Annotated in this window: 19 protein-coding genes and 2 pseudogenes; 6 read left to right on the top strand and 15 right to left on the bottom strand. The window is 44.5% G+C overall.

All coding sequences use genetic code 11. The features are described 5' to 3' along the window. Nucleotides 1-32: 32 nt before the first annotated feature. The 13 genes and pseudogenes from ACFQRK_RS05975 to ACFQRK_RS05915 form a co-directional block, all read right to left on the bottom strand. A pseudogene (locus ACFQRK_RS05975) lies at nucleotides 33-164 on the bottom strand (ATP-binding protein); the annotation flags it as partial. A 188-nt stretch (nucleotides 165-352) separates the two neighbouring features. Further along, on the bottom strand, nucleotides 353-1,357 hold the full coding sequence (locus ACFQRK_RS05970; protein WP_379004607.1) for an NADP-dependent oxidoreductase: 1,005 nt from the start codon (nucleotides 1,355-1,357) through the stop codon (nucleotides 353-355). Nucleotides 1,358-1,369: 12 nt separating this feature from the next. Further along, nucleotides 1,370-2,365 carry a YhdH/YhfP family quinone oxidoreductase gene (locus tag ACFQRK_RS05965; protein WP_379004606.1) on the bottom strand — a complete coding sequence of 332 codons (996 nt, stop codon included), beginning with the start codon at nucleotides 2,363-2,365 and terminating at the stop codon, nucleotides 1,370-1,372. A gap of 20 nt (nucleotides 2,366-2,385) precedes the next feature. Then, complete coding sequence (locus ACFQRK_RS05960) at nucleotides 2,386-3,153, bottom strand: SDR family oxidoreductase (protein WP_379004605.1); 768 nt, start codon at nucleotides 3,151-3,153, stop codon at nucleotides 2,386-2,388. Nucleotides 3,154-3,181: 28 nt separating this feature from the next. Beyond that, complete coding sequence (locus tag ACFQRK_RS05955; RefSeq protein WP_379004604.1) at nucleotides 3,182-3,913, bottom strand: SDR family oxidoreductase; 732 nt, start codon at nucleotides 3,911-3,913, stop codon at nucleotides 3,182-3,184. A 22-nt stretch (nucleotides 3,914-3,935) separates the two neighbouring features. Next, the gene (locus ACFQRK_RS05950) at nucleotides 3,936-4,793 is read right to left on the bottom strand and encodes an alpha/beta fold hydrolase (RefSeq protein WP_379004603.1); all 858 of its coding nucleotides are present in this window, start codon (nucleotides 4,791-4,793) and stop codon (nucleotides 3,936-3,938) included. A 116-nt stretch (nucleotides 4,794-4,909) separates the two neighbouring features. Next, on the bottom strand, nucleotides 4,910-5,359 hold the full coding sequence (locus tag ACFQRK_RS05945; RefSeq protein ID WP_379004602.1) for a DUF2147 domain-containing protein: 450 nt from the start codon (nucleotides 5,357-5,359) through the stop codon (nucleotides 4,910-4,912). A gap of 10 nt (nucleotides 5,360-5,369) precedes the next feature. Then, complete coding sequence (locus ACFQRK_RS05940; RefSeq protein WP_379004600.1) at nucleotides 5,370-6,464, bottom strand: alkene reductase; 1,095 nt, start codon at nucleotides 6,462-6,464, stop codon at nucleotides 5,370-5,372. Between the two features lie 11 nt (nucleotides 6,465-6,475). Then, nucleotides 6,476-7,324 (bottom strand): alpha/beta fold hydrolase, encoded by an 849-nt coding sequence (locus tag ACFQRK_RS05935; protein ID WP_379004598.1) that lies wholly within the window; start codon nucleotides 7,322-7,324, stop codon nucleotides 6,476-6,478. Between the two features lie 94 nt (nucleotides 7,325-7,418). Continuing rightward, entirely contained in the window at nucleotides 7,419-8,009 is a 591-nt protein-coding gene (locus tag ACFQRK_RS05930) for a TetR/AcrR family transcriptional regulator (RefSeq protein ID WP_379004596.1), read from the bottom strand. 145 nt (nucleotides 8,010-8,154) lie between these two features. Continuing rightward, nucleotides 8,155-9,570, bottom strand: a complete 1,416-nt coding sequence (locus tag ACFQRK_RS05925) for an MFS transporter (RefSeq protein ID WP_379004594.1) — start codon at nucleotides 9,568-9,570, stop codon at nucleotides 8,155-8,157. A gap of 36 nt (nucleotides 9,571-9,606) precedes the next feature. Beyond that, nucleotides 9,607-10,737: an alkene reductase gene (locus ACFQRK_RS05920; RefSeq protein WP_379004592.1), complete on the bottom strand. Its 1,131-nt coding sequence runs from the start codon at nucleotides 10,735-10,737 to the stop codon at nucleotides 9,607-9,609. 32 nt (nucleotides 10,738-10,769) lie between these two features. Continuing rightward, nucleotides 10,770-11,264 (bottom strand): PaaI family thioesterase, encoded by a 495-nt coding sequence (locus ACFQRK_RS05915; protein ID WP_379004590.1) that lies wholly within the window; start codon nucleotides 11,262-11,264, stop codon nucleotides 10,770-10,772. A 231-nt stretch (nucleotides 11,265-11,495) separates the two neighbouring features. Here ACFQRK_RS05915 and ACFQRK_RS05910 point away from each other — a divergent pair, with 231 nt between their 5' ends. The 6 genes and pseudogenes from ACFQRK_RS05910 (at nucleotide 11,496) to ACFQRK_RS05885 (ending at nucleotide 19,133) form a co-directional block, all read left to right on the top strand. Then, on the top strand, nucleotides 11,496-11,918 hold the full coding sequence (locus ACFQRK_RS05910; protein WP_379004588.1) for a winged helix-turn-helix transcriptional regulator: 423 nt from the start codon (nucleotides 11,496-11,498) through the stop codon (nucleotides 11,916-11,918). Nucleotides 11,919-11,942: 24 nt separating this feature from the next. Continuing rightward, nucleotides 11,943-12,655, top strand: a pseudogene (lipB, locus tag ACFQRK_RS05905) (lipoyl(octanoyl) transferase LipB). A gap of 238 nt (nucleotides 12,656-12,893) precedes the next feature. Further along, nucleotides 12,894-13,493 (top strand): TetR/AcrR family transcriptional regulator, encoded by a 600-nt coding sequence (locus ACFQRK_RS05900; protein WP_379004586.1) that lies wholly within the window; start codon nucleotides 12,894-12,896, stop codon nucleotides 13,491-13,493. A 94-nt stretch (nucleotides 13,494-13,587) separates the two neighbouring features. After that, nucleotides 13,588-14,616, top strand: coding sequence for an efflux RND transporter periplasmic adaptor subunit (locus tag ACFQRK_RS05895; RefSeq protein WP_379004584.1), 1,029 nt, complete (start codon nucleotides 13,588-13,590; stop codon nucleotides 14,614-14,616). Nucleotides 14,617-14,618: 2 nt separating this feature from the next. Then, entirely contained in the window at nucleotides 14,619-17,690 is a 3,072-nt protein-coding gene (locus tag ACFQRK_RS05890) for an efflux RND transporter permease subunit (RefSeq protein WP_379004583.1), read from the top strand. 96 nt (nucleotides 17,691-17,786) lie between these two features. Beyond that, entirely contained in the window at nucleotides 17,787-19,133 is a 1,347-nt protein-coding gene (locus ACFQRK_RS05885) for a TolC family protein (RefSeq protein ID WP_379004581.1), read from the top strand. Nucleotides 19,134-19,564: 431 nt separating this feature from the next. Here the strand turns inward: ACFQRK_RS05885 and istB are convergent, their stop codons facing one another. Together istB and istA are read right to left on the bottom strand one after the other, a co-directional pair. Next, a complete protein-coding gene (gene istB, locus ACFQRK_RS05880; protein WP_379004579.1) occupies nucleotides 19,565-20,398 on the bottom strand; it encodes an IS21-like element helper ATPase IstB in 834 nt (277 codons plus the stop codon). 31 nt (nucleotides 20,399-20,429) lie between these two features. Beyond that, entirely contained in the window at nucleotides 20,430-21,872 is a 1,443-nt protein-coding gene (gene istA / locus ACFQRK_RS05875) for an IS21 family transposase (protein ID WP_379004577.1), read from the bottom strand. Nucleotides 21,873-21,902: the final 30 nt, after the last annotated feature.

The following is a 21,902-nucleotide window of genomic DNA, read 5'->3' as shown; positions in this document are numbered from 1 at the left end:
GTAACAATCAAAAGTTACTTTTAAAAACAGATTTAAATTTCTGTTTTTACTGTTCCATTTGTTGAATTTTTCTTTTTACGGAGCGACTCACCATATAATTCTACTCGTAATGATTGATGAACGATCCTGTCCAGAATGGCATCAGCGAGTGTTCTCTCTCCAATACAGTTGCGGTGAAATCATTCTTGAAAGTGGAATTTTTGCCGATGCTATTTGCCCCTGCAACTGGTCTTGCGCTCCGCCTTGCCACGCATCCATGAATGCTGACAGATAGTTTTCGAATTCGGGATATGAGGTAAGTATCGTAAAAATGTCTAACGGACTTTTGTATCCCATTAACTGATTTTGATTGTTACAATTGAACGTTTATAACTATTTTTCCTTTCGCTCGTCCGCTTCCAACATAGGATAAGGCTTCATTGGTCTGCTCAAACAGAAAAACCTTATCTATAACGGGACGGATAATGCCTGCTTCAATCAATGCACTGATTTCAGCCAATTGCTTCCCATTTGCCTGCATAAGCAAAAACGAATAAGCTACATTGCGTTTTTTGGTCTGAATTTTGACTTTTCTGCTCAAAAAGAAGATCACTGTTTTTAAGAACCAGGGTAAACCTAATTCTTTTGCAGAGGCCGTGTCGGGAGGCCCCGAAATGGAAATGAGCTTGCCGCCCGGCTTCAATATCCGCAACGATTTTTCAAGGGTTTTTTCGTCCTGGCTGTTCAACACCACATCATAATCTTTTAGTATGGTTTCAAAGTCTTGTGTTTTGTAATCAATTACAACATCAGCCCCCAGACTTTTTACCATCTCAAAATTAGCGGCACTTGTGGTGGTGGCTACGATTGCTCCCAAATGTTTCGCTAACTGAATGGCAATCGTACCCACACCACCGGAACCTGCCTGTATGAATACTTTTTGCCCTTTTTGAAGTTTTGCTTTTTCAACTAATGCCTGCCAAACGGTTAAACCAACCAAGGGAATAGATGAGGCTTCTTCCATAGAAAGATTTTTTGGCTTCAATGCAACATCATTTTCATGGATTGAAATAAACTCGGCAAATGCCCCAATATGGAAGTCGGCAGGACGGGCATACACTTCATCGCCCACTTTGAAACGGCTTACCCTTGAGCCAACTTTTGTTATGGTACCTGCGACATCGTGTCCTAAAACTAATGGGAATTTGTAGGGAAGCAATAATTTGAACTCACCACTTTTTAGTTTTAAGTCCAATTGGTTTACACTTGCCGAATGAATTTGTACCAATACTTCATTTTCCTGCACAGTGGGCTCGGATAATTCAACCAACTGAAGTTTATCGTCTTTGCTGTAACGATTTAGGGTATATGCTTTCATAATCTCCATTTTTTATTTGTGCTTTACTACATAACGTCCTACGGCATTGCCCTCACGGACCTTGTTTAATGCAGCAGGCAATTCTTCCAGACTGACTTCTTTTATTATCTCTGTTAATATATCGGGTTTCCATTCATCTGCGAGTAATTGCCAGATTTTCTCTTTGTATTCCAATGGTTGCTCCACGGAATCTATGCCAATCAGTTTCACATGCCTTAAAATAAAGGGGAAAATGCTGGTATCCACTTTTGATGAAGCGACCAACCCACAGCAGGTAACGGCTCCATTGTATTTGGTGGCTTTTAAAATTCCGGAAAGAATGTTTCCGCCTACGGCATCAATCCCCCCTGCGAATTCTGTGGATGACATTGGTTTACTGTCATATTTCTCCACAAATTCCTGTCGTGAAATAACGGAATTTGCACCCAACTTTTTGGTTAGGAAATCACTTTGTTCTTTACCGCTAATGGCTAATACGTCATAGCCCAATTTTGCCAGAATAGCCACTGATAAACTGCCTACACCACCTGTTGCACCACTTACGGCAATTTTTCCATTTTCAGGTTTTACACCTGCCTTGACAAGTTCGTAAACGGACAATCCGGCGGTAAGCCCGGCCGTACCGTAGCACATTGCTTCCAAAGGCGAAAGTTTTTTAGGCAGCGCCACAACCCAGGCCGACGGAACACTGGTGTATTCGCCAAAGCCGCCCCAAGTGTTCATTCCTAAATCGTAGCCGGTAACAATTACATAATCTCCCGCCTTAAACCTGGTATTGGAAGATGTAATCACTTCGCCTACGGCATCAATACCCGGAACATGGGGAAATTTTTGCGTCACGCCTTTGTTGCCGATTGCGGACATCGTGTCTTTGAAATTTACTGAAGAGTATTGCACTTTAATCAGGACCTCGTTTTGGGAAAGATCTGTGATTGGAAGCGTTTCTACCTTAGCGGAAAAGTTTCCTTCGTTTTCGCGGACAACTAAAGCTTTAAAGTGATGTTCCATGTTTTTGATTTTTGGGATTGTTACGATTTTAAATGTTCAGCATATTTTTTTTTGTTCACCAGGCCAAATGCCGTCTTAGGTGCTAACCTGTTAATAAAATACACCGCTTTGGAGTCGCCTATCCGAATGGTGAATTCATCTTTCTCCAAACCTTTTATCAGGCCCCTGACCAGTTGCTCCGGACTTATTTTTTTATCGTCCCGATCGGCCACCATATCTGTATCGACCAATGGAGGTAAAAGCTCAAAAACTTTTACCTTACTGCCTATAATTTCCAGATGTGCGCGGAGTATTTTGGTATAAAAAGCCAGTGCTGTTTTGGACGCTGAATAGGTTGCTTCCAGTATCGAAGGTACGATGCTGAGAATCGATGTGGTATGGATGATAGCCGCTTCGTCTTTCGTTTTAAGCATATTCAGAAAAAGATCATTCAATCGGATAACGCCAAAATAATTGACTTCCATTTCATAAATAGCTCCTTCCAGATGCTTTTTACCTGGTATTCCCAGATTGGTTGGCGGTACACCTACACCGGCATTGTGATACAAAATATCAATGCCGCCCAAGGTTTCTACCTGTTGGAAAAGAGCATTTGCATCGATTTCAACAGAAATATCACTTTGCACCGTAATTAAAGAGGGATACTTCTCCTTTGCCGCACGCAGCTTCTGCTGATTTCTTCCGGTGATGATAACCTTCGCCCCGATGTCCAAAAATTGTCTCGCTGCTTCAAGACCTATGCCCGATGCGCCACCCGTTATCAGGATTGTCTTTCCTTTTAGGTTCATGTCTTTTGAGTTTATATTTATAAACAAATTAGTGAGGCGTCTGTTCTATTACCGGGTTTACCAACGCGTGTAGTTTTTTACTATCGCCTACCGGCACTTCAAACTGATCCTTTTCCAGAGCAGCAAACAGCTCATCGGCCACTTCTGATGGCGGAATACCGTTGGCTCCTCCAATCTCTGCAGAAAACTCGGTATTGACCAGTGGCGGATATACTTCATACACATTCAGTTTTTCATTTTCAGCAAAGGTATCCCGGAGTCCTTGTGTATAACTGTGAAGCGCCGCTTTGCTTGCAGAGTAGGTAGGCAGGTATTTATTTGACCTGAATACTGCAATCGAAGAAATGTTGATGATCGCAGCGTCTTCCTGTTGCAAAAGCAGTGGAGTAAGCAGCGAAGTGAAATGGATCACGCTGATATAGTTGGTATTGGTCTCGATGTACGCTTTTTCAGCGGCATTATTATTGCCATCACTTAAATCATTCATAAAAGCAGCTCCGGCATTGTTCACGATGATATTTACATCTGCGTGATTAGTTTTCAGGTCTTCCGCAATACGGATCCTGTCTGCTTCTACCGATAGGTCGCCCAGTATACCTACCGCCGAGCTTTCAAGTTCTTTCAGAGCGTTTTTCAGGCGCTCTTCGCTACGTCCGTTGATGATAACCTTGTTACCTGCTGCATTTAGTTTTTTGGCAATAGCCAGACCGATGCCGGCGCTTCCGCCACTGATGAATACGGTATTTCCTGTTGTTTTCATTTTATATCTTATTGAAGGTTGATTACTTTAAGAACTCGTTTATTTCTTTTACAAAATCTTCGTGATATTGGTACAATGCCCCATGACCGGAATCGCTCCAGATGACCAATTTGGAATTGGGAATATTTTGCACAAAATCCAGTGAATTGGATGTGGCGACCATCGTGTCATTATCGCCATTGACAATCAGAGTAGGTTGTTTAATGGACCTGATCACGCTGAAACTATCGTTTTCTGTTCCAAAACGGATGATTGCCTGTGCCTGGTTGGCGATGGCCTCCTGCGTAAAGGGAGGCACCCGGTCATCTTTTTTCCGTCGCTGTAGTCTTTCGGTATAAGCAAGTCCAGCGGCACGCCCACTTTCGGTCTTTGGAAAGAAAAGGCTGAGGCGTGGGTTGGTAGGCTCTTCTTTCCGTGCATTTTCCACGTGCTGAAGAATGTCGGGAATGTATTTACCCCCTTTAGGACTTGTTCCCGCCAAAATCAGTTTATCGACCAGATCCGGATAGTTCGCAGCGACATGCTGCGCAATAAACCCACCGATTGAAAAGCCTAAAAGATTGATTTTCTCATGACCTAATGCCCGTATTATTTTCACTACATCGTCGCCCATTTCTTCCACAGATGTAGGTGTCGTCCCCCCCGATCCGCCTACGCCTTTATTGTCCACTAATACGATCGGATACTTCTCGGCAAGCGGGTTGATCAGTGCAGGATCCCAATCGTCCATCGTTGCAACGAAATGGATAAAAAACACCAAGGGAATTCCTTCTTTCTGTCCGAATGAACGGTAAGCGTATTTTACGCCATCTACGGCTATGTACTGCGTTGGAGCAGTTTCCTGTGTATAGACCGTATTTTTACTTTCTTGACTTGACATAATTTTATTTTTTGTTTGTGCGGAAATCGTATTTGCCGTGCTTAAAAACAAGAGGCACAAAATCCCCGTTCCTGCTTTTTTTATCTGTTGATACATCATCATTCCTGATCAGGTTATTATTTTACGCGATGCCACACGGTTGTTTTTCCCAACAGGGATACCCCGATATAGCCCCTGATGTTCAGTTTTCCGTCTTTCAGCTTAATGGTACAGCTGTAGGTCTTGCCGCTGTACGGATCGTATATTTTTCCGTCCTCCCAAACACCATCGCTGTAAACGAAATTGTTGAGGATAACCAGGTCCTTTAATTTCCGTGAACGCAACTTTGCGTCCTGGTTCTTATCATCTTTTCTGGAGGTTTTCCCGTCTGCTTCATACATATCCTTTCCCCAGATAAGTTTCCCAAAATATTTGTCCCCCGATTTATAGACCTCAATTTTCCCGTCCTTATTTTCGCTCAGCCAGATTCCGGTTATTTTATCGGAAGCCGTCTGTGCCTGTGCCATATGGAAGGCCAGTACGGCCAATAAAAATAGGACCCATCGCCCTTTTATAAAATTTTCCATATCCAACAGTTTAGTTCGTTAATGCAGCGTAATCAGTGTAACCTTTTTCGCCCGGTGTATAAAAGGTTTGCTGATCAGGTGCATTTAGCGGTGCGTCTGTTTTGTAACGTTCTACCAAGTCGGGGTTGGCAATGAACGGAACACCAAAGGACACCAGGTCAGCATCGCCATCGTTGAGTACCTGCGTAGCCGTGGCCTTGGTGAATGCGCGGTTGATGATAATGGTACCGGTATAAATTTTACGGAAATGCTTTGCAATTTCCTGTATCGCATCTTTATTGCCTGTTACATCGGTAAAAGGCTCGATCAAATGCACATAAGCCAAGCCGTAACCGTTCAAACGGCTGAGGATATAATCGTAAGTAACGACGGTTTCATCATCTACCGTAATACCCATGATGCCATTTAAGGAAGGGTTAAGACGGACACCGACACGGCTCATGTCCACGACCTGCTTCAATCCGTCCAGTATGTCGAAGAGAATGCGGGCACGGTTTTCGGGACTTCCACCGTATTCATCTGTTCGGAAATTACTGTTTTTGCTGAAAAACTGCTGTAAAAGATAGCCGTTTGCTCCGTGCAGTTCCACACCGTCGAAGCCCGCTTCAAAAGCATTGACAGCACCCTGTATAAAATCGGTAACCGTTTGTCTGATATCTTCTAAGGTCATCGCCCTCGCTGTTTCACTTTGCTTAAACCCGGTAGCGGTGAAGACCTCTACATTTGGGTTGTAAGCAGACGGTGCCAAAGGTGCTTTTCCATCATGGTGATCCGGATGTGAATACGCTCCGGTGTGCCATAGCTGGGCAAATATCTTTCCGCCTTTTTCATGAACGGCATCTGTCGTCAGTTTCCATCCGGCAACCTGGGCGTTTGAATAGATACCCGGTACATTAGGTACGCCCACAGCATCCTTGCTGATGAAGGTGCCTTCGGTAACAATCAGTCCCGCGGTAGCACGCTGTGCATAATATTCCGCTTGAAGTGCCGTAGCGACATTGCCTTCATTGGCCGCACGTGAACGTGTCATCGGTGCCATTACTATGCGGTTTTTGAGCTCTAACCCGCCTAAATTGTATGTTTCGAATAATGATATGTTGTTCATAATGATTGATATTATTTTTTTATTTGATTGTGAAAATTCTGGATATAGCCAACGATCAGTTCTGGACTTTGATAATGAGGGGCGTGTCCTGCGCCATGTAAGATGAAGTGTTGCAGGCTTGGAGCATTCTTAAGCAGCGGGAACCAGTTCTCGACGGCCAGGGAAATGTCGTGATCGCCCGAGATGGCAAAAGTGGGCACTTCAAGCGTTTTGTAACCTTCCCTGACACTCAGGCTGTCCTCTGCCGCACTCTGCATACCCGCAATATAACGTTCGATCTGTTCCTGTGTGGAAGGCACTTTGCTCCAGTCCAGCCGCTGATATATCCTGTCGGTAGAGGCTTTGGCAGCTGCCCGGCTCTTTACGGAAGCAGGCTCGAAAAAGATGCTAACCCAGTCCTCGAATTCATAGTTCGGTTTCAGAGCCAGCTCAAGGAACAGTGGCTCTAAGGGCACTTCGTTTTTACCGACCGGATTTCCACCGATCACTGTGTTACTCAGCACACGATCCTGTACTAGCCAAGTAGCGTACTGTGTTACGAAAGTACCGTAGGACCAACCCAACAGGTGGAACTTGTCGATATTCAGGTTATCAGCCAACCTGATAACTTCCTGTGCAACATCCTTGATATTGATTGGCAATTCGCCGCCCTCCGAATAACCGATGCCCGGATAATCAAAGGTAATAACGGTGTTTTTCTCTGCCAACAGATCCAAAAACAATGGATCCCAGGTATCCAGGGTTCCTCTGAAACGGTTGGCCAGGATGATAGGTGTACCGCTCCCAATCCGGCGGTAAGCAATTTTTCTGTTTTCAATACTTGCAGAGTGCGTCTGCACGGTTAAAGCTGTATTGCTCATATTTGAATGATTTTAGTTGTGATATATTATACTTTTTAGTCTATTTTAGTATAAAAAAAACTTTTTAGTCTATTTTAATTTCAAAAAAAGCAAATTAATTGCTGTATTGATCCAATTCTACCTTTAGGCTTTTGATAAGGGACTGCATGGGCTTTATAGTGTTCATCGTTCTGCACATGATTATGCCACCTTCAATAGCCGCCACCATTTTAAATGCAAAAACGGCCGGGTCAAGGTCCCTGGAAAATTCACCGTTTTCTATCCCTGCTTTAAGTATATTTGTAAGGCCATCCTGACCGGCCCTGAATGTCGCTGCTACTTTTTCTTTGATTGCCGGATAGTTGTCATCAGCCTCGACCGCGGTATTGAAGATAGGGCATCCTCCTGAAATGTAGGTTTCTATCGGATTTTTGTAAAAATCCATGAACGCGAAAACCTTGGCTTTTGCAGTCTTCCCCTTTGAAACGGCCATAGACATTTTCTCAGTCACTTTCTTAAGCATCTGATCAATGACCTGGGCGGAAAGATCGTCCTTGTTTTCAAAGTGGCCATAAAGACATCCTTTGGTCAGTTTAGTCGCAGCCAGCACATCATCAATATTAACACCGGATATTCCCTTTTCGTTATAAAGAGGGGCTGCCGTTTCCAGTATAAATTGTTTTGTTCTTTCTGATTTTGTCAACATCACTTTGATAAATTATGTTTCAAATATACTAAATAGTTTATTTCATTCAAGTATTTTAATATAATCAACAGACTAACGGTATTCTTTTACGCTATTATGGCATTTCTTTTGAACCACCAAAGCGATGGCTATCGAATTTGTCACATTAATTATTCTTATTGTTCTTGATTGAAGTTGGTATTGTCAGTAATACAAATACCAGCGAAAGCAGTATAATTTCACCATACAGCCCCATATGGAATGCTTTGATGAAATCTTTGCCTATAGCTAGCGTATAAAAAAACAGACCACCTATCAGACAGATCCCGATAGAAGATGCTGCCTGTTGGGTGGTATTATATACTCCGGATGCCGCTCCTGTGAACTGACGTGGGACATCCCGCAATGAAAGATTGATAAGCGACGGCAGTACAAACCCGCCCGAAAACCCGGTTGCAAACAGGAGCATATAAATCGTGCCGGACATTACTTCTCCGTCAAATAAGTTTAACTGAAATAGGAAACAAAGCATCATCATCACTAACCCTGTCTGTACAGGGATTTTCCCGAAACGCTGCACCAATCGGATGGAAAGAAAAGAAGACAGCATAAAGGAAAGTCCAAAAGCAACAAAATACAATCCCGCTTGAAAAGGGTCTACCTGCAATCCATCTTGAATGTAAATAGTGGATACCAACAGGTAAGAAGTGTGCATCATGAAATAAAAAGCTGCCGACAATATACCGATACTGAAACTACGGATATTGAACAGACGCAGATCAACCAAAGGATCTTTTTGTCTTTTGATCATTTTCTTTTGCGACAAAACAAACAGTAAGAAGAAAACGATCGATGATACCAGCATCGCAAGGCTCCACCATGGCCAGCCCAATTCCCGTCCTTCCGTCAAGGGAAAAATCAGGGTCGTTAATGCCAGAATAACCAAAATAACCCCACTCATATCAAACCTGCTTTCACTAGGAATCTTAATTTCGATGAGGTGTTTTTTTGCGGCCCACAGCGCTACCAGTCCAACAGGTAGGTTAATAAAAAAGATAAACCGCCAGCCTGCAATGGAAGTTTCCAGGGAGGAAAAATAACCGCCCAAAAATTGTCCTAATGTAGAGGCTATCCCTAAAGTCACCCCCACAAATCCAATAGCTTTTGTCCGTTCCCCGGCATCGGGAAAAAGCACTTGCAGATAAGACAGAGCCTGTGGTGTCATAAACGCTCCGCTCACTCCCTGCAGGAAACGGGCAATGATCAGCATTGCAGGGGTAGTGGCAATACCGCATAAGCAGGAGGTAACAATAAACGCAAACATTCCCCATAGAAACACTTTTTTTCTTCCCCAGAAATCTCCCGCACGCCCACCTGTTATCATCAGGGATGCATACCCCAGCAGATAGCCGGCAATAACAAGCTCCACCTGGGCATCGCTGGCATCCAGACTTATTTTAATGGAAGGAATGGAAATATTAACGATGAACACATCGATCACGGTCAGCAAGGGTGCTGATAAAAGGATAAAGTGCTGTAGCCACCGGTTGCTTACCGGACTGTTCGTGTGGGTATTATCCATTTAACTTTAGATATTTGCAAACGGCATTTCTAATAATCAAATAATAGTATTATTTTTATTTTCTTGGGCAGGATAATCTGTATAGCCCTTCTCTCCACCGCCATAGAAAGTGCTCCGGTCGTAATCGTTGAGCGTCAAACCGTTGATAAGCCGATAGGGAAGATCCGGATTGGAGATAAAATGTCTGCCAAAGGCAATGGCGTCGGAATAGCCCTTTTCCAGCACTTCTTCGGCCCTCTCTTTGGTAAAACCACCGGCCGAGATCATGGGGCTTTTATAAAATTCCCTGAAACGTTTCACGGAAAGCTCTTCTATAGGCACATGCGTTTCCTTTTGTCCGGGCAGCAAAATCGCGGTCGATTCCCTGTTTTCAATCACATGCAGATAGGCCAGATTGAAAGGTGCAAGTTCCCGTACCACATGATCATATTGCGGATATGGATCGGGCTCTGCGTCGATATTGCCGCTGTAAAACGGAGAAATGCGGATGCCTGTCTTACCTGCCGGCCATACGGACAAAACCGCTTCGACAACTTCCAATAGCAACCGCGCCCTGTTTTCAATACTTCCGCCATAGTCATCTTCTCTTCGGTTGCTAACTGTTCTTAAAAATTCTTCGATCAAGTAACCATTGGCACCGTGGATTTCTACTCCGTCAAAACCAGCTTCTTTTGCATTGATCGCTGCCTTTCGGTAATCTTCAATAATTTCCTTGATTTCTTCGACGGTCAGGGTATGAGGTATTTCAAAATCTGCCCGGGAATAGTCCGATCGGTAAGCCTGTCCGATCGCTGGAAGTGGCGAAGGCGCTACGGGTAACCTGTTCTCAGGTTGCAACGTGGAATGTGACACTCTGCCTACATGCCACAGTTGTAGAAAAAGGGTTCCTCCTTCTTTGTGCACGGCGTCTGTCACTTTTTTCCAGCCTGCAACCTGTTCCTGAGTGTAAATACCCGGTGTGCCGGGAAAACCCTGTCCCTGCTGTGAAATCTGGCTTCCTTCGGCAATGATTAGACCTGCCGATGCCCGCTGTCGGTAATACTCAACCGTTAGGTCTGTAGGCACAAAACCCTGCCCGGCACGCATCCTGGTAAGCGGAGGCATTACAATTCTGTTTCGGAGCTCGTATGATCCGATTTTTACTGTAGTTGATAAAATGGTTTCCATATTTTTTTTGCCCCTAAGCTTGTTTACAGGGTTTAAGATTTGAAGATCATGCAGGTGGAAACGCCGTGTGCGTAAAGGGTTCCGTTATCATCTTTAAGGTCAGCCTCAACAAGCGCCGTTGATCTGCCCAGATGGATGATTCTGCCCTCAGCGGTTATTCTCCCGCTTTTGTTGGAGACCGCTTTGATGAAATTGACCTTCAGTTCCAGGGTCGTATAAGCGGTACCCTGCGGTAATCTGGACTGGACGGCACATCCCATTACTGTATCCAGCAGGGTAGATACTACACCGCCGTGTACACTGCCAATCGGGTTGTAGTGGTACTCTTGAGGTTGAAACTCAAATACTATTTTGCCGGAGGCTAAAGTGACCGGATGAAAATCCAATGTTTCGGCTATAGGTGCCTGTGGGATGTCGCCATGTAAAATGGCATTCAAAAAGTCCAATCCTGACATTGATTTTGCTTTCTCTGCCAATGCTGCCGGATCAGCCCATTTATGGGTTCTTTCTCTTTTATTACTGCTCATATATCGGTCATTTCTTTAAAAAATTAATATTCTCCATTATAATTGCTGAAGCACCTCCATCGGAAATTTCTAAACATAAAAGAATAACCGCCCCGGTGAACATGCATTTATTCCTTAATGTTAGGAACCATTTTTGTTTCCACTAATCAAAGTTGTAAATTCGCTTTCAATATGCAAGTAAAAGTATAAAATTCTACTTGCAAAACAAAAGTGAAATAAAATTTTAACACCATGTCAGTCAAAGACAAAAGGTCAAACTGCCCCGTTAGCTGTGCCCTCGATATATGGGGCGACAAATGGTCGTTGCTCATTGTAAGAGACCTGATGCTTTCCAACAAAAACACTTACGGAGACTTTCTAAAGTCAACTGAAAGGATTGCCACCAATATTTTGGCATCTCGCCTACAATCGCTGGAAGAACACGGTATTATCACGAAAAGGGAGCATCCGGATAGCAAGGCAAAAAATTTGTACAGGCTTACCCCAAAAGGAATAGACTTATTACCTATACTAATGGAAATCTACATTTGGTCAGACAAATATTTCACTATTCCAGCCGACATAAAAGCGATATTTAAAGAAGCAAAAAAGGACAAATCCAAACTTGCAAAACAGATAACGAAAGAGCTGAAAAGTAACCTGACAGCGAAATAAGCCAAGAGCCATAGCTACAACACGATGGCCACTACGCAGACTACCTATCTCGATACAAAAACAATATCTTACGAAGATGCTTTGGAACTTCAACAAAGCATCAGAAACGATATTATAGAACGCAAACAACAGCAGCAGGACACAAGGGCTGACAATGTACTGATCCTTTGCGAACATTATCCTGTACTGACTTTTGGAAGTTCTGCAAAGGAACACGAATTATTTATTCCACGCAGCGAGTTGCATACGGTTGGCCTGGGTATTTATGACATCAGACGTGGCGGTGCTATTACATTTCACGGCCACGGACAAATAGTCGGCTATCCTGTGCTTGACCTGGAGAACTTTAAAACAGACGTGCGTTGGTACATAAAAGGCATAGCAGAAGTTATCATCAGGACATTGAAGAATACAACATTCAAAGTTACTATGACAGTGAATTTCCGGGTGTTTGGATAAAAGACCAAGCCACAAACAAGAAAAGGAAAATTTGTGCTATTGGCGTTCATCTTTCACGTTGGGTATGCAATCAGGGTTTTGCTTTTAATGTTTGCAACGAAATGAGTTTTTACAATTATTTCGTGCCTTGTGGCATTTCGCAGGCGGACAGGGAAGTAACTACGTTACAAAACGAATTGAATGTTCCAATCAATATTGAAAAAGTAAAAGAAAAAGTTTTGTTTCACTTTGCCACAGTTTTTGAAACAGAAATTTTAATAAATGAAGAAGTTAGCTGACAAGGCAAACAGCCTACAGGAATGACTGCTGCTAACCTATTTGGTATCAGGTGGGCGTAGGTTCTTAGCAGAAAAACTCCTGCGAAGGTTTCCCGTTTGACCAAAAGAGCGAAGCCCACCCAACACCCAATATTCAGGGCTTGACAAAATTATCTTCAACAAAACCGGAAAAAAAATTTGCTCAATCCAAAAACTGTTTCTATATTTGCAGACCAAAATACGATTTTAGTCGATAAGTATGAAGACGGATAAAGACGAACTTGTTGTTCAGGACATCATAAACGGAGCTAAAAAGCTCATACAGCAGTATGGTTTGAAAAAAACCACGATGGAAGACATTGCAAAAGCCGCAGGTAAAGGCAAAAGCACCCTGTATTATTATTTCAAAGACAAGGAAGAAATATTTGACAGGGTCATCAATCTTGAAATTGATGAGTTTTTTCATACGGTAAAGACAGCCGTTAACAAGCAGGATGATGCCATCAGTATGCTGAAAACATACGTTGTAACTAAGATAAAAACGTTAAGGGAAAAAATAAACCTCTATACGTTTGTGATTGAAAACGACTTACAGGGAAGATTGAATAAGGAGTTTACCAATCTGCGAAACAGATACGATAACGAGGAAAAAAAATTGATTGGCTCTATCTTAGCCAAAGGGGTTGAAACAGATTTATTCGAGGAGGAAATTTCGCAGCAAGTAGATACTTTGAGTGAGCTTTTGGTAAGTTGTGTGAGAGGGGTAGAAATGGATATTATTGCACATAACCGAAACAAAGCATTAGCAGATAAAGCTGATTTGCTTGTTGAAATGCTGATAAAAGGGATTGGGAAATGATTTATAGAAAAATGCTTTTCGGGGCATTTTTTTTGAACCAAAAACCGACCGAAAAACGTAATTAGTCTAATCGTAATATTTAATAAACAAGATAATGAAAAAAGTCAATCATTGGGCAGTGGCAGGGATGCTTGCAATAGCAAGCTGCACCCATAAAGAGAACACAGCAACTGTAGAAAACAAGGACGCTTTCAATGTGCAGGTAGCACAGCCGACAAGCTATGATGGCATCATCCAGTCCGGCTATTCCGGTGTGGTTGAAGCCCAAAAAACAACCGCTTTGAGTTTTGCCACAATGGGAACAATAACGGAGATTTTTGTAGAGGAAGGACAAGCGGTCAGCAAAGGTCAGCTATTGGCCAAAGTAAATGCTTCCAATGCACAAAACGCCTATCAGGCAGCTATGGCAAGCCAGCAACAGGCAGAAGATGCTTACCGGAGAATGAAACCGATGAAAGAAAACGGCACATTGCCCGAAATAAAATGGATAGAGGTGGAAACAGGCTTGGCACAGGCAAAAGCAGCGGTAGCCATTGCACAAAAAACCATCAACGATTGCAACCTGTATGCACCTGCAAGCGGTGTGATTGGAAAGAAAAATGTGCAGGCGGGTATGAATGTAGTGCCAACAATGACGGCATTGGAGTTGCTGAGCATACAAACCGTTTATGTCAAAATCCCCGTTTCCGAAAACGAAATAAGCCAATTCAAAAAAGGAGAAACCGCCCAAATAACCATCAACGCCCTTGACAAAACCATAGCAGGAACGATAAAGGAAATTGGGGTATCGGCTGATATTTTATCACGCACTTATCCTGTAAAAATCGAAGTGCAAAACACAACAGGCGATATCAAGCCCGGGATGATTTGTTCTGTTCAAACCACTGCACAAGACAAACGTTCGGGCATCTTGATTTCAAACAAAGCCCTGCAAAAAGATGTCAACGGCAATCAGTTTATCTATGTTGTACAAAACGAAAAAGCTGAAAAAGTAACCGTAAAAACCATTGCCTTGGTTGATAATCAGGTTTTGGTACAAGGCGAAGTTCCGCAAAATGCAAACATCATTATTTCAGGGCAACAAAAATTAGGTAACGGTACGCCTGTTAAAATCATCAACTGATTATGGAAAAGAAGAATTTCAATATCATAGAACTGGCTATGAAGCATAAGCAGATAGCCATCATCATCACGGCTATTTTCGTACTGCTTGGCATATGCTCCCTGTTGGTAATGCCACGCAACGAGTTTCCGGAATTTACCATTCGACAGGGCTTAATCATTGGTGTTTACCCAGGTGCAAATTCGGCACAGGTAGAAGAACAGTTAGCCACCAAAGTAGAAAGTTTTTTATACGGTTTTGAGGAAGTAAACAGGGAAAAAACCTACTCCATTTCCAAAGAAGGAATGTTGATTGTGTTTGTGGAAGTCAATAACAGCGTAAAAGACCCCGATGCCTTTTGGGATAAAATAAAATTCGGGCTGAACAATCTGAAAGCTGAATTACCGCCACAGGTCTTAGCCCTCATTGCCAACAACGATTTTGGTAACACATCAGCCATTTTGCTCACGGTTCAATCAGACAGTAAAACCTATAAAGAACTTGACCGGGAACTGAAAGTGATTGAAACAGAATTGCGGAAAATAAAAGCCGTTTCAAAAGTAAAGCACTTTGGTTTAATGCAGGAGCAGATTACCATTTATCCAGACAATGATAAGCTGGCTTATTATGGCGTAAAACCAATCAGTGTTTTAGCGGCAGCACAGCTGGAAGGTGCGGTTTACTATGGTGGCGAGTTAGACAATGTGGAGCAGATAACTCCCATACACATTCCCGCTTCATACAACACCGAAGAAGACATCAAAAATCAAATTGTTTTTGCTGACCCGACAGGCAACGTTATCCGTGTAAAAGATGTAGCCCGGGTGGTAAGGGAATATCCAAAACCCGATAGTTACATCAAAAACAATGGTGCAAACAGTTTGCTTATTTCTTTGGAAATGCAGCCCGGTAACAACATTGTTGCTTTTGGCAAAACGGTGGACGAAACCTTGCAAACCTTGAAAGGTAAAATTTCGCCCGATGTGCAGGTAGCAAAAATTGCCGATATGCCGCAAGCCGTAGGGCATTCCATTACACACTTTTTAAAGGAATTTGCAATTGCCATTTTCGCAGTAATTATCGTAACCATGCTTTTGCTCCCGTTCCGTGTGGCGGCAGTTGCAGGGGCTACCATTCCCATTTCCATTTTCATAACCATCGGTATTTTATATGCCTTGGGCGTAGAACTGCATACGGTTTCATTGGCAGGATTGATAGTGGTATTGGGTATGGTGGTGGATAATGCCATTGTGGTTTTAGATGGACATATTGAAAAATTAGACCACGGGGAAACGCCTTGGAATGCCGCTTGGAAAAGTGCCAAGGAATTGTTTGTGCCTGTGTTCTCTGCAACAATGGCCATCATCGCTACTTACGTTCCAATGGTATTTTTCCTTGACGGTATGGTAGGCGACTTTGTGGGTTCATTGCCCGTAACCATCGGTGTGGCTTTAATTGCTTCTTTGCTCATAGCTTGTTTGCTTGTGCCTTATATGAGCTATGTATTCATCAAAAAAGGGATCATAAAAGAACAAGACAAACCAAAGAAAAAATCATTGTTGGATTTTGTACAGCACATTTATGACAAGACATTGGAATTAGCATTTCGTATTCCTAAAACAACCATTTTATTGGGTATAGCTTCCGTTGTGTTGGGCGGATTAATCCTTGCCTTAGTACCCCGTCAGCTATTTCCAAAGGTGGACAGGAACCAATTTGCCGTCGAGATTTATTTGCCTGAAGGCAGCACATTGGAGCAAACCGCTTTTGTTTCCGACAGTTTGGAACAACTACTGATGAAGGACAAACGGGTGGTCAACGTGGCGGCATTTGTCGGTACAAGTTCACCCCGTTTTCACACCACTTACGCCCCAAATTTTCCCTCGAAAAATTATGCCCAATTGGTTGTCAATACACAAACGTCCGATGATGCACTTGCTATTCTGAACGAGTATGAACGTAATTACAGCAATCATTTCCCGAATGCGTATGTGCGGATGAAACAATTAGACCTGTTGAGCACCACCGCACCCATTGAAGTGCGTATCGGCGGAGACAATTTGGACAGCATTAAAGTATGGGCACAGCAGGTGAAAACACTAATGGAAAAAAATGAAAACATCATTTGGGCAAGAACCGATTACCTCAATCCACGACAGGGCATAAGCGTACAGATAAACGATGAAATAGCTAACCGTTTGGGGTTAACCAAAGGCGTGGTCGCCACATCATTGGCAGCAGGATTGTCAGGCTTGCCCATCGGCACCATATGGGAAGGTGACTATCCCGTAAGCATAAAACTGGTGAACGAACCCCATCAGAAAAACAGTTTTGACGACATTGCCAATCAAAATGTAACATCGCCATTCACAGGGGCAACCGTTCCTGTAAGGCAGGTAGCAACAAGCATTACCAACGATTGGAGCGAGGGGCAGATTATCCGCAGAAACGGCACAAGAACAATTACCGTCCGTGCTGATGTGAAACGTGGTGTATTGCCTTATAAAGTATTGGGTAATCTAAAAAATGAAATCAAAAATTTACCAAAGTCCGAACAAATCACTTTGACCTATGGAGGCGAAGAAGAAAGCGAAGTGGAAAACTATATTCCATTAGCCAAAGCCCTGTTTGCAGGTGTAATGCTTATCTTCTTTATCCTGTTGTTTCAATTCAAAAATCCAAAATTGGTTTTCCTTGTAATGATGACAATGCCCTTAAGTTTTTTGGGTGCAGCATTAGGGCTAACCATTACAGGCTATCCGTTTGGTTTAACTTCTTTCTTAGGTATTATGAGCCTTATGGGTATCGTTGTCCGCAACGGTATTATCCTGATTGATTATGCAGAAGAACTAAGAAGCAAAAACGGAATGCCGCTTTCCGAAGCAGCCATAGCTGCAGGTAAACGCAGAATGCGACCCATTTTCCTGACATCGTTTGCGGCAGCCGTAGGTGTGGTGCCGATGATGCTAAGCGGCTCTACCCTTTGGGGGCCCCTTGCTGCGGTAGTGTGTTTCGGGATGTTGGTGTCAATGGTGCTTACCCTGTATATGCTGCCTGTAATGTATCAGCAATTGTTTAAAAAGAATTTTGCTTAAAATTTAAGAGATGAAACCATCATGATTTATTCAAACCACACAGGGGTATGAATAAATCTGATAGCTTCCTCGCCACTAAAAAACAAATTTAAACGGATGAAAAAAATAACAATAATGGTTGTTGCCCTGATTGCATCGGCAACGGCTTACGGCCAAACAACATTAACATTGGAACAAAGCAAAACGCTTGCTTTGAAGAACAATAAGACTTTTCACAACAGTGCATTGGAAATAGAAGCGGCACAGCAGGTAAAGAAAAATGCCTACACCAACTATTTCCCGAAAGTAAGTGCCAATGTTTTTGGTATGCAGGCAATCAATCCGCTAATTGAGTACAAAATGGAAGGCGGCAACCTGCCCGTATATGACGGCAATCCCGCCAATCTACCCACAGCAACACAATTTGCCTACTTCCCCGGAATGGAATTAAGTATGATGCAGCGAACAGCAATAGGCGTTTTGAACGTAGCACAACCCATTTATGCAGGTGGCAAAATAACAACAGGCAACAAATTAGCAGCCCTTAATGTTGATGTGAAAGGCAAGCAGCAGCAGCTAACCGAAAATGAAATATTGCTTAAAACCGAGCAGCAATATTGGCAATTGATTTCCCTGCAGGAAAAACAAAAGACATTGGAAAAATATGAACTGTTGTTAAGCGACATTCGCAAGCAGGTAGATGATGCTTTTACAGCAGGATTGATAATCAAAAACGATGTATTGAAAGTGCAAATCAAACAAAGCGAACTGGAAGCCAACAAAAACAAATTGCTGAACGGAGAGAAATTGGCAACAATGCAATTCTGCCAAACCATCGGAATAGCGTATGACAGTACATTGGTTTTGAAAGAAACGATTGTAATAAGCCAAAGTCCGTTGGCTTATTACACCACCCATTCACAAGTTTTGGCTAACAGAACAGAATACCAACTATTGGAAAAATCTGTTGAAGCTGCACAATTGCAAACGAAGATGAAAACAGGCGATTATATGCCCACTGTTGCCGTTGGATTGGCGGGGTATCATATCAATATGTTGGAAAAAGGGGCGAACAATTATACCAATGGGTTGGCTTATGTTTCCCTATCCATTCCTATATCCGATTGGTGGGGCGGTTCTCACAGCATCAGGGAGCAAAAAATAAAACAACAAATTGCTGAAAACACATTTGAGGATACAAAGGGTTTACTCCATCTACAGATGGAAAAATCCTGGACGGACGTAAACGAAACGTGGAAACAAATTGCCATTATGCGAGAAACAGCATTGCAAGCCGAAGAAAACCTGAAAGTAAGCCAAACAGGTTATAAGAGTGGAGTAGTTACGCTTTCAGACTTGTTGGAAGCACAAGCATTGGTTACAGAAACAGCCGATAAACTGATAGAAGCAAAAACGCAATATAAGTTGGCGGTTACGACTTATTTACAGGTTACAGGACGGTAATAGAAACTACTTTTAAATAAAGTGACTCATTAGAACCATATAACAAGTCGTTATGCTGAAATAGTCTGCGCAATAGAATTGTTCTTTGACAATAGACTAATATTTCTATTGATATTAAGATTTCAAATAGTGAAATGGATAAATTTTATAATGAAACTCTGCATAAATTAGAAACTGCAATTAAGGAGCAAGAGATTGAAAGCGATTGCTCAATACAGCAAATAGAAGCAACTATACACCTTATACTCGAATGCCTGTCCGAAGTAAAAGAGCGTGTTCTGAAAAGAGGGTTTAAGAACATCGAAGAAGAAATTCGCTTTTTCAAGTATCAGAAACCTGTTATCCTATCAAAACTCATTTACTACTGTCACTTATCAATAAAATGCCGCCGGGTATTCTCAATAAAATGCCGCCACTAATATCACAAAAAATCAGTCATTTGCAACTTCGTTTTCACCCCCTGTTTCTTCGGTGACCACCTTCTTTGGCCGGCCCCTTTTGGGTTGCTGGCCGTCGTCCTCTCCGAAGAGCCCCTGGAGCTCCATCAGGTTCTTCACGCGGTAGCTTGATCCGGTCAGTTTCACGATGACCGCATGGTGCACGATCCGGTCAATGATAGCCGAAGCGATGACCCTGTCCCCGAAGAGTGCGCCCCAGTCCTCGAAGTTACGGTTGGTGGTGATGACCACCGATCCGGTTTCGTAACGCCTGCGGATGATTTCAAAGAAGTCTTCCATGCTGTTCTGCGGCATTTTCTTGAACCCCAGTTCGTCCAGTATGAGCAGGTCCGGTTTCAGGTAGCGCTGTATGGTGGCCTGGTAGGAGCCGTCGGCCCGTGAGGCATACAGCCTGTCAACCATTTCGTTGGTGTGCACGAAGAGCACCTTTTTGCCCCGTTTCACCGCTTCCAGCCCTATGGCATGCGCCAGATGTGTTTTGCCCACGCCGGGCTTGCCCATGAATACCGCGTTGTGCCGCTGTTCGATGAACCGGCATGAGGCAAGCTCGTAGACCTGTCTTTTGTCGAGCTGGGGCTGGTAGGTGAAGTCGTAGGTATCGAGCACTTTCTGGGTGTCCAGCCGGGAGTCCTTCAGCCTTGAACGGTAACCGTTCGCCTGCCGGCTTGCCGATTCGTCTTCCACAAGGAGTTCCAGGAACTCCAGATAGGTGGTCTGGTTGGCCAGCGCATGCCTGTTGCGCATCTCCAGCCCCTCTGCCATGGCAGGCATTTTCAGGGCGCGTAACTGTGATTTGAGTGTTTCCATTTTATCTGTCAGTGATTGTTAGTGTTCCCGTTCATCCCTGGGTGATCCTGTCGTACATGCCCAGCTCATGGCCGTACTCCTGGGAATAGTCCGGCCGGGGCAGGGTGTCTTCCCGCTGGCGGTACAGGCCGCCCTCGCAGATCCTTTTCACCTGCTGGTAACCGATGGCCCCGTAATGCAGGGCGCGCCGGCACGAGGCGTCGATGGCCTCATCGCTGAACCGCTTGCGCAGGCTGAGTATCCCCCGCGTCATGGGTGTCCAATGCGTGGGCACCTGCTCCAGCAGCGCCGAGAACATCCGTACCGCATGGGGGCCTATGGCGGCCATGCGGCGCTGGTATTCCTCCCGGAAGACCATCCGCTTGCCCTCCGGCCGGTGTTCCTGCATCGATACGTACAGCCCGATCTCATGGGAGATGCTGTGCGTGGCGATCTGGGCGCGCTCATGGTAGATGCGCAGCAGCGTCCCGTTGCTTTCCAGCCTTACCTGCAGCCCGGCGTAGCGCGCCGGTACCGAGTAATAGTTGTGCCGGTAGGTGACGTGGGCCATCCTGGTGACCCGCCGCCCGGTGACCTCGCTGATCTGGTAGCGGTGGGACGGCAGCGCTCCCAGCGCCTCCCGCTCCACCGAGTGGAAAGCCGATGCCGGAACCCGCCGCGTGGTGCCGTGGACACGCTTGTTGCAGATCTCTTCGTTCCAGACCCGGAGCGCACATACCAGTTCCCCGTAGCCTTCCCCTTCGAAGCCCTTCAGGAAGTTGTTCTTCACGTATTTGATGGCCGACTCGACCTTGCCCTTGTCCTGCGGGCGTTCAGGACGGCAGGCGATGCCCGCACAGCCGTAATAAGCCAGGAAAGACGAGTACTGTTCCTGCAGGAGCGGTTCGTAAAGGTCCGGCGTTGTCACTCCCGATTTCAGGTTGTCAAGCTTGACTGTCCTGGGAACGCCCCCGAAATACTCGAAAGCCTTGATATGGCAGTCCAGGAACTCGGTGACCCGCTGGGTGGTCACCACGCGGTAATACGAATACCGGCTGTGCGACAGCACCATGGCGAATACCCATACCTTGACCGCACGGCCGTTGCGCCGGAACCGGCCGAGGTAGCCGAAGTCAACCTGGCATTCCCCGCCCGGCGGGCTGTGAAGCGGGACATAAACCTCCCGCTTTTTCAGCCGTTCCACACTCCGTGCAACGCTTGGGTAGGATACATCCACGCCGTGCTTCTCAACCAGCTTCCGGTGGATAAGAACCGCGCTCAGGCCCGATCCATGGTACGTGGATATCTCTTCTTCGTAATCGTCAAGCACCTTTGCCCGCACCTGCTCGCCGGGACCCTCCATGCCCCCGGACAGCGCCCTGGCTATCCGGGACACCGTCTTGCGGCACATCCCCAGGTCCCTGGCGATCTCACGCTGCGACCTGCCCTGTGCCAATAGTGTTTTTATTGTATGATACATCGCCACTTTGTACATAATGCCGGGGTTATGATTCCCCAGACAAGT

Origin of the sequence: Parapedobacter sp. GCM10030251, from assembly GCF_042666505.1 — a bacterium.
Taxonomy (GTDB): domain Bacteria; phylum Bacteroidota; class Bacteroidia; order Sphingobacteriales; family Sphingobacteriaceae; genus Parapedobacter.
This window is presented reverse-complemented; position numbering and strand designations above follow the sequence as displayed.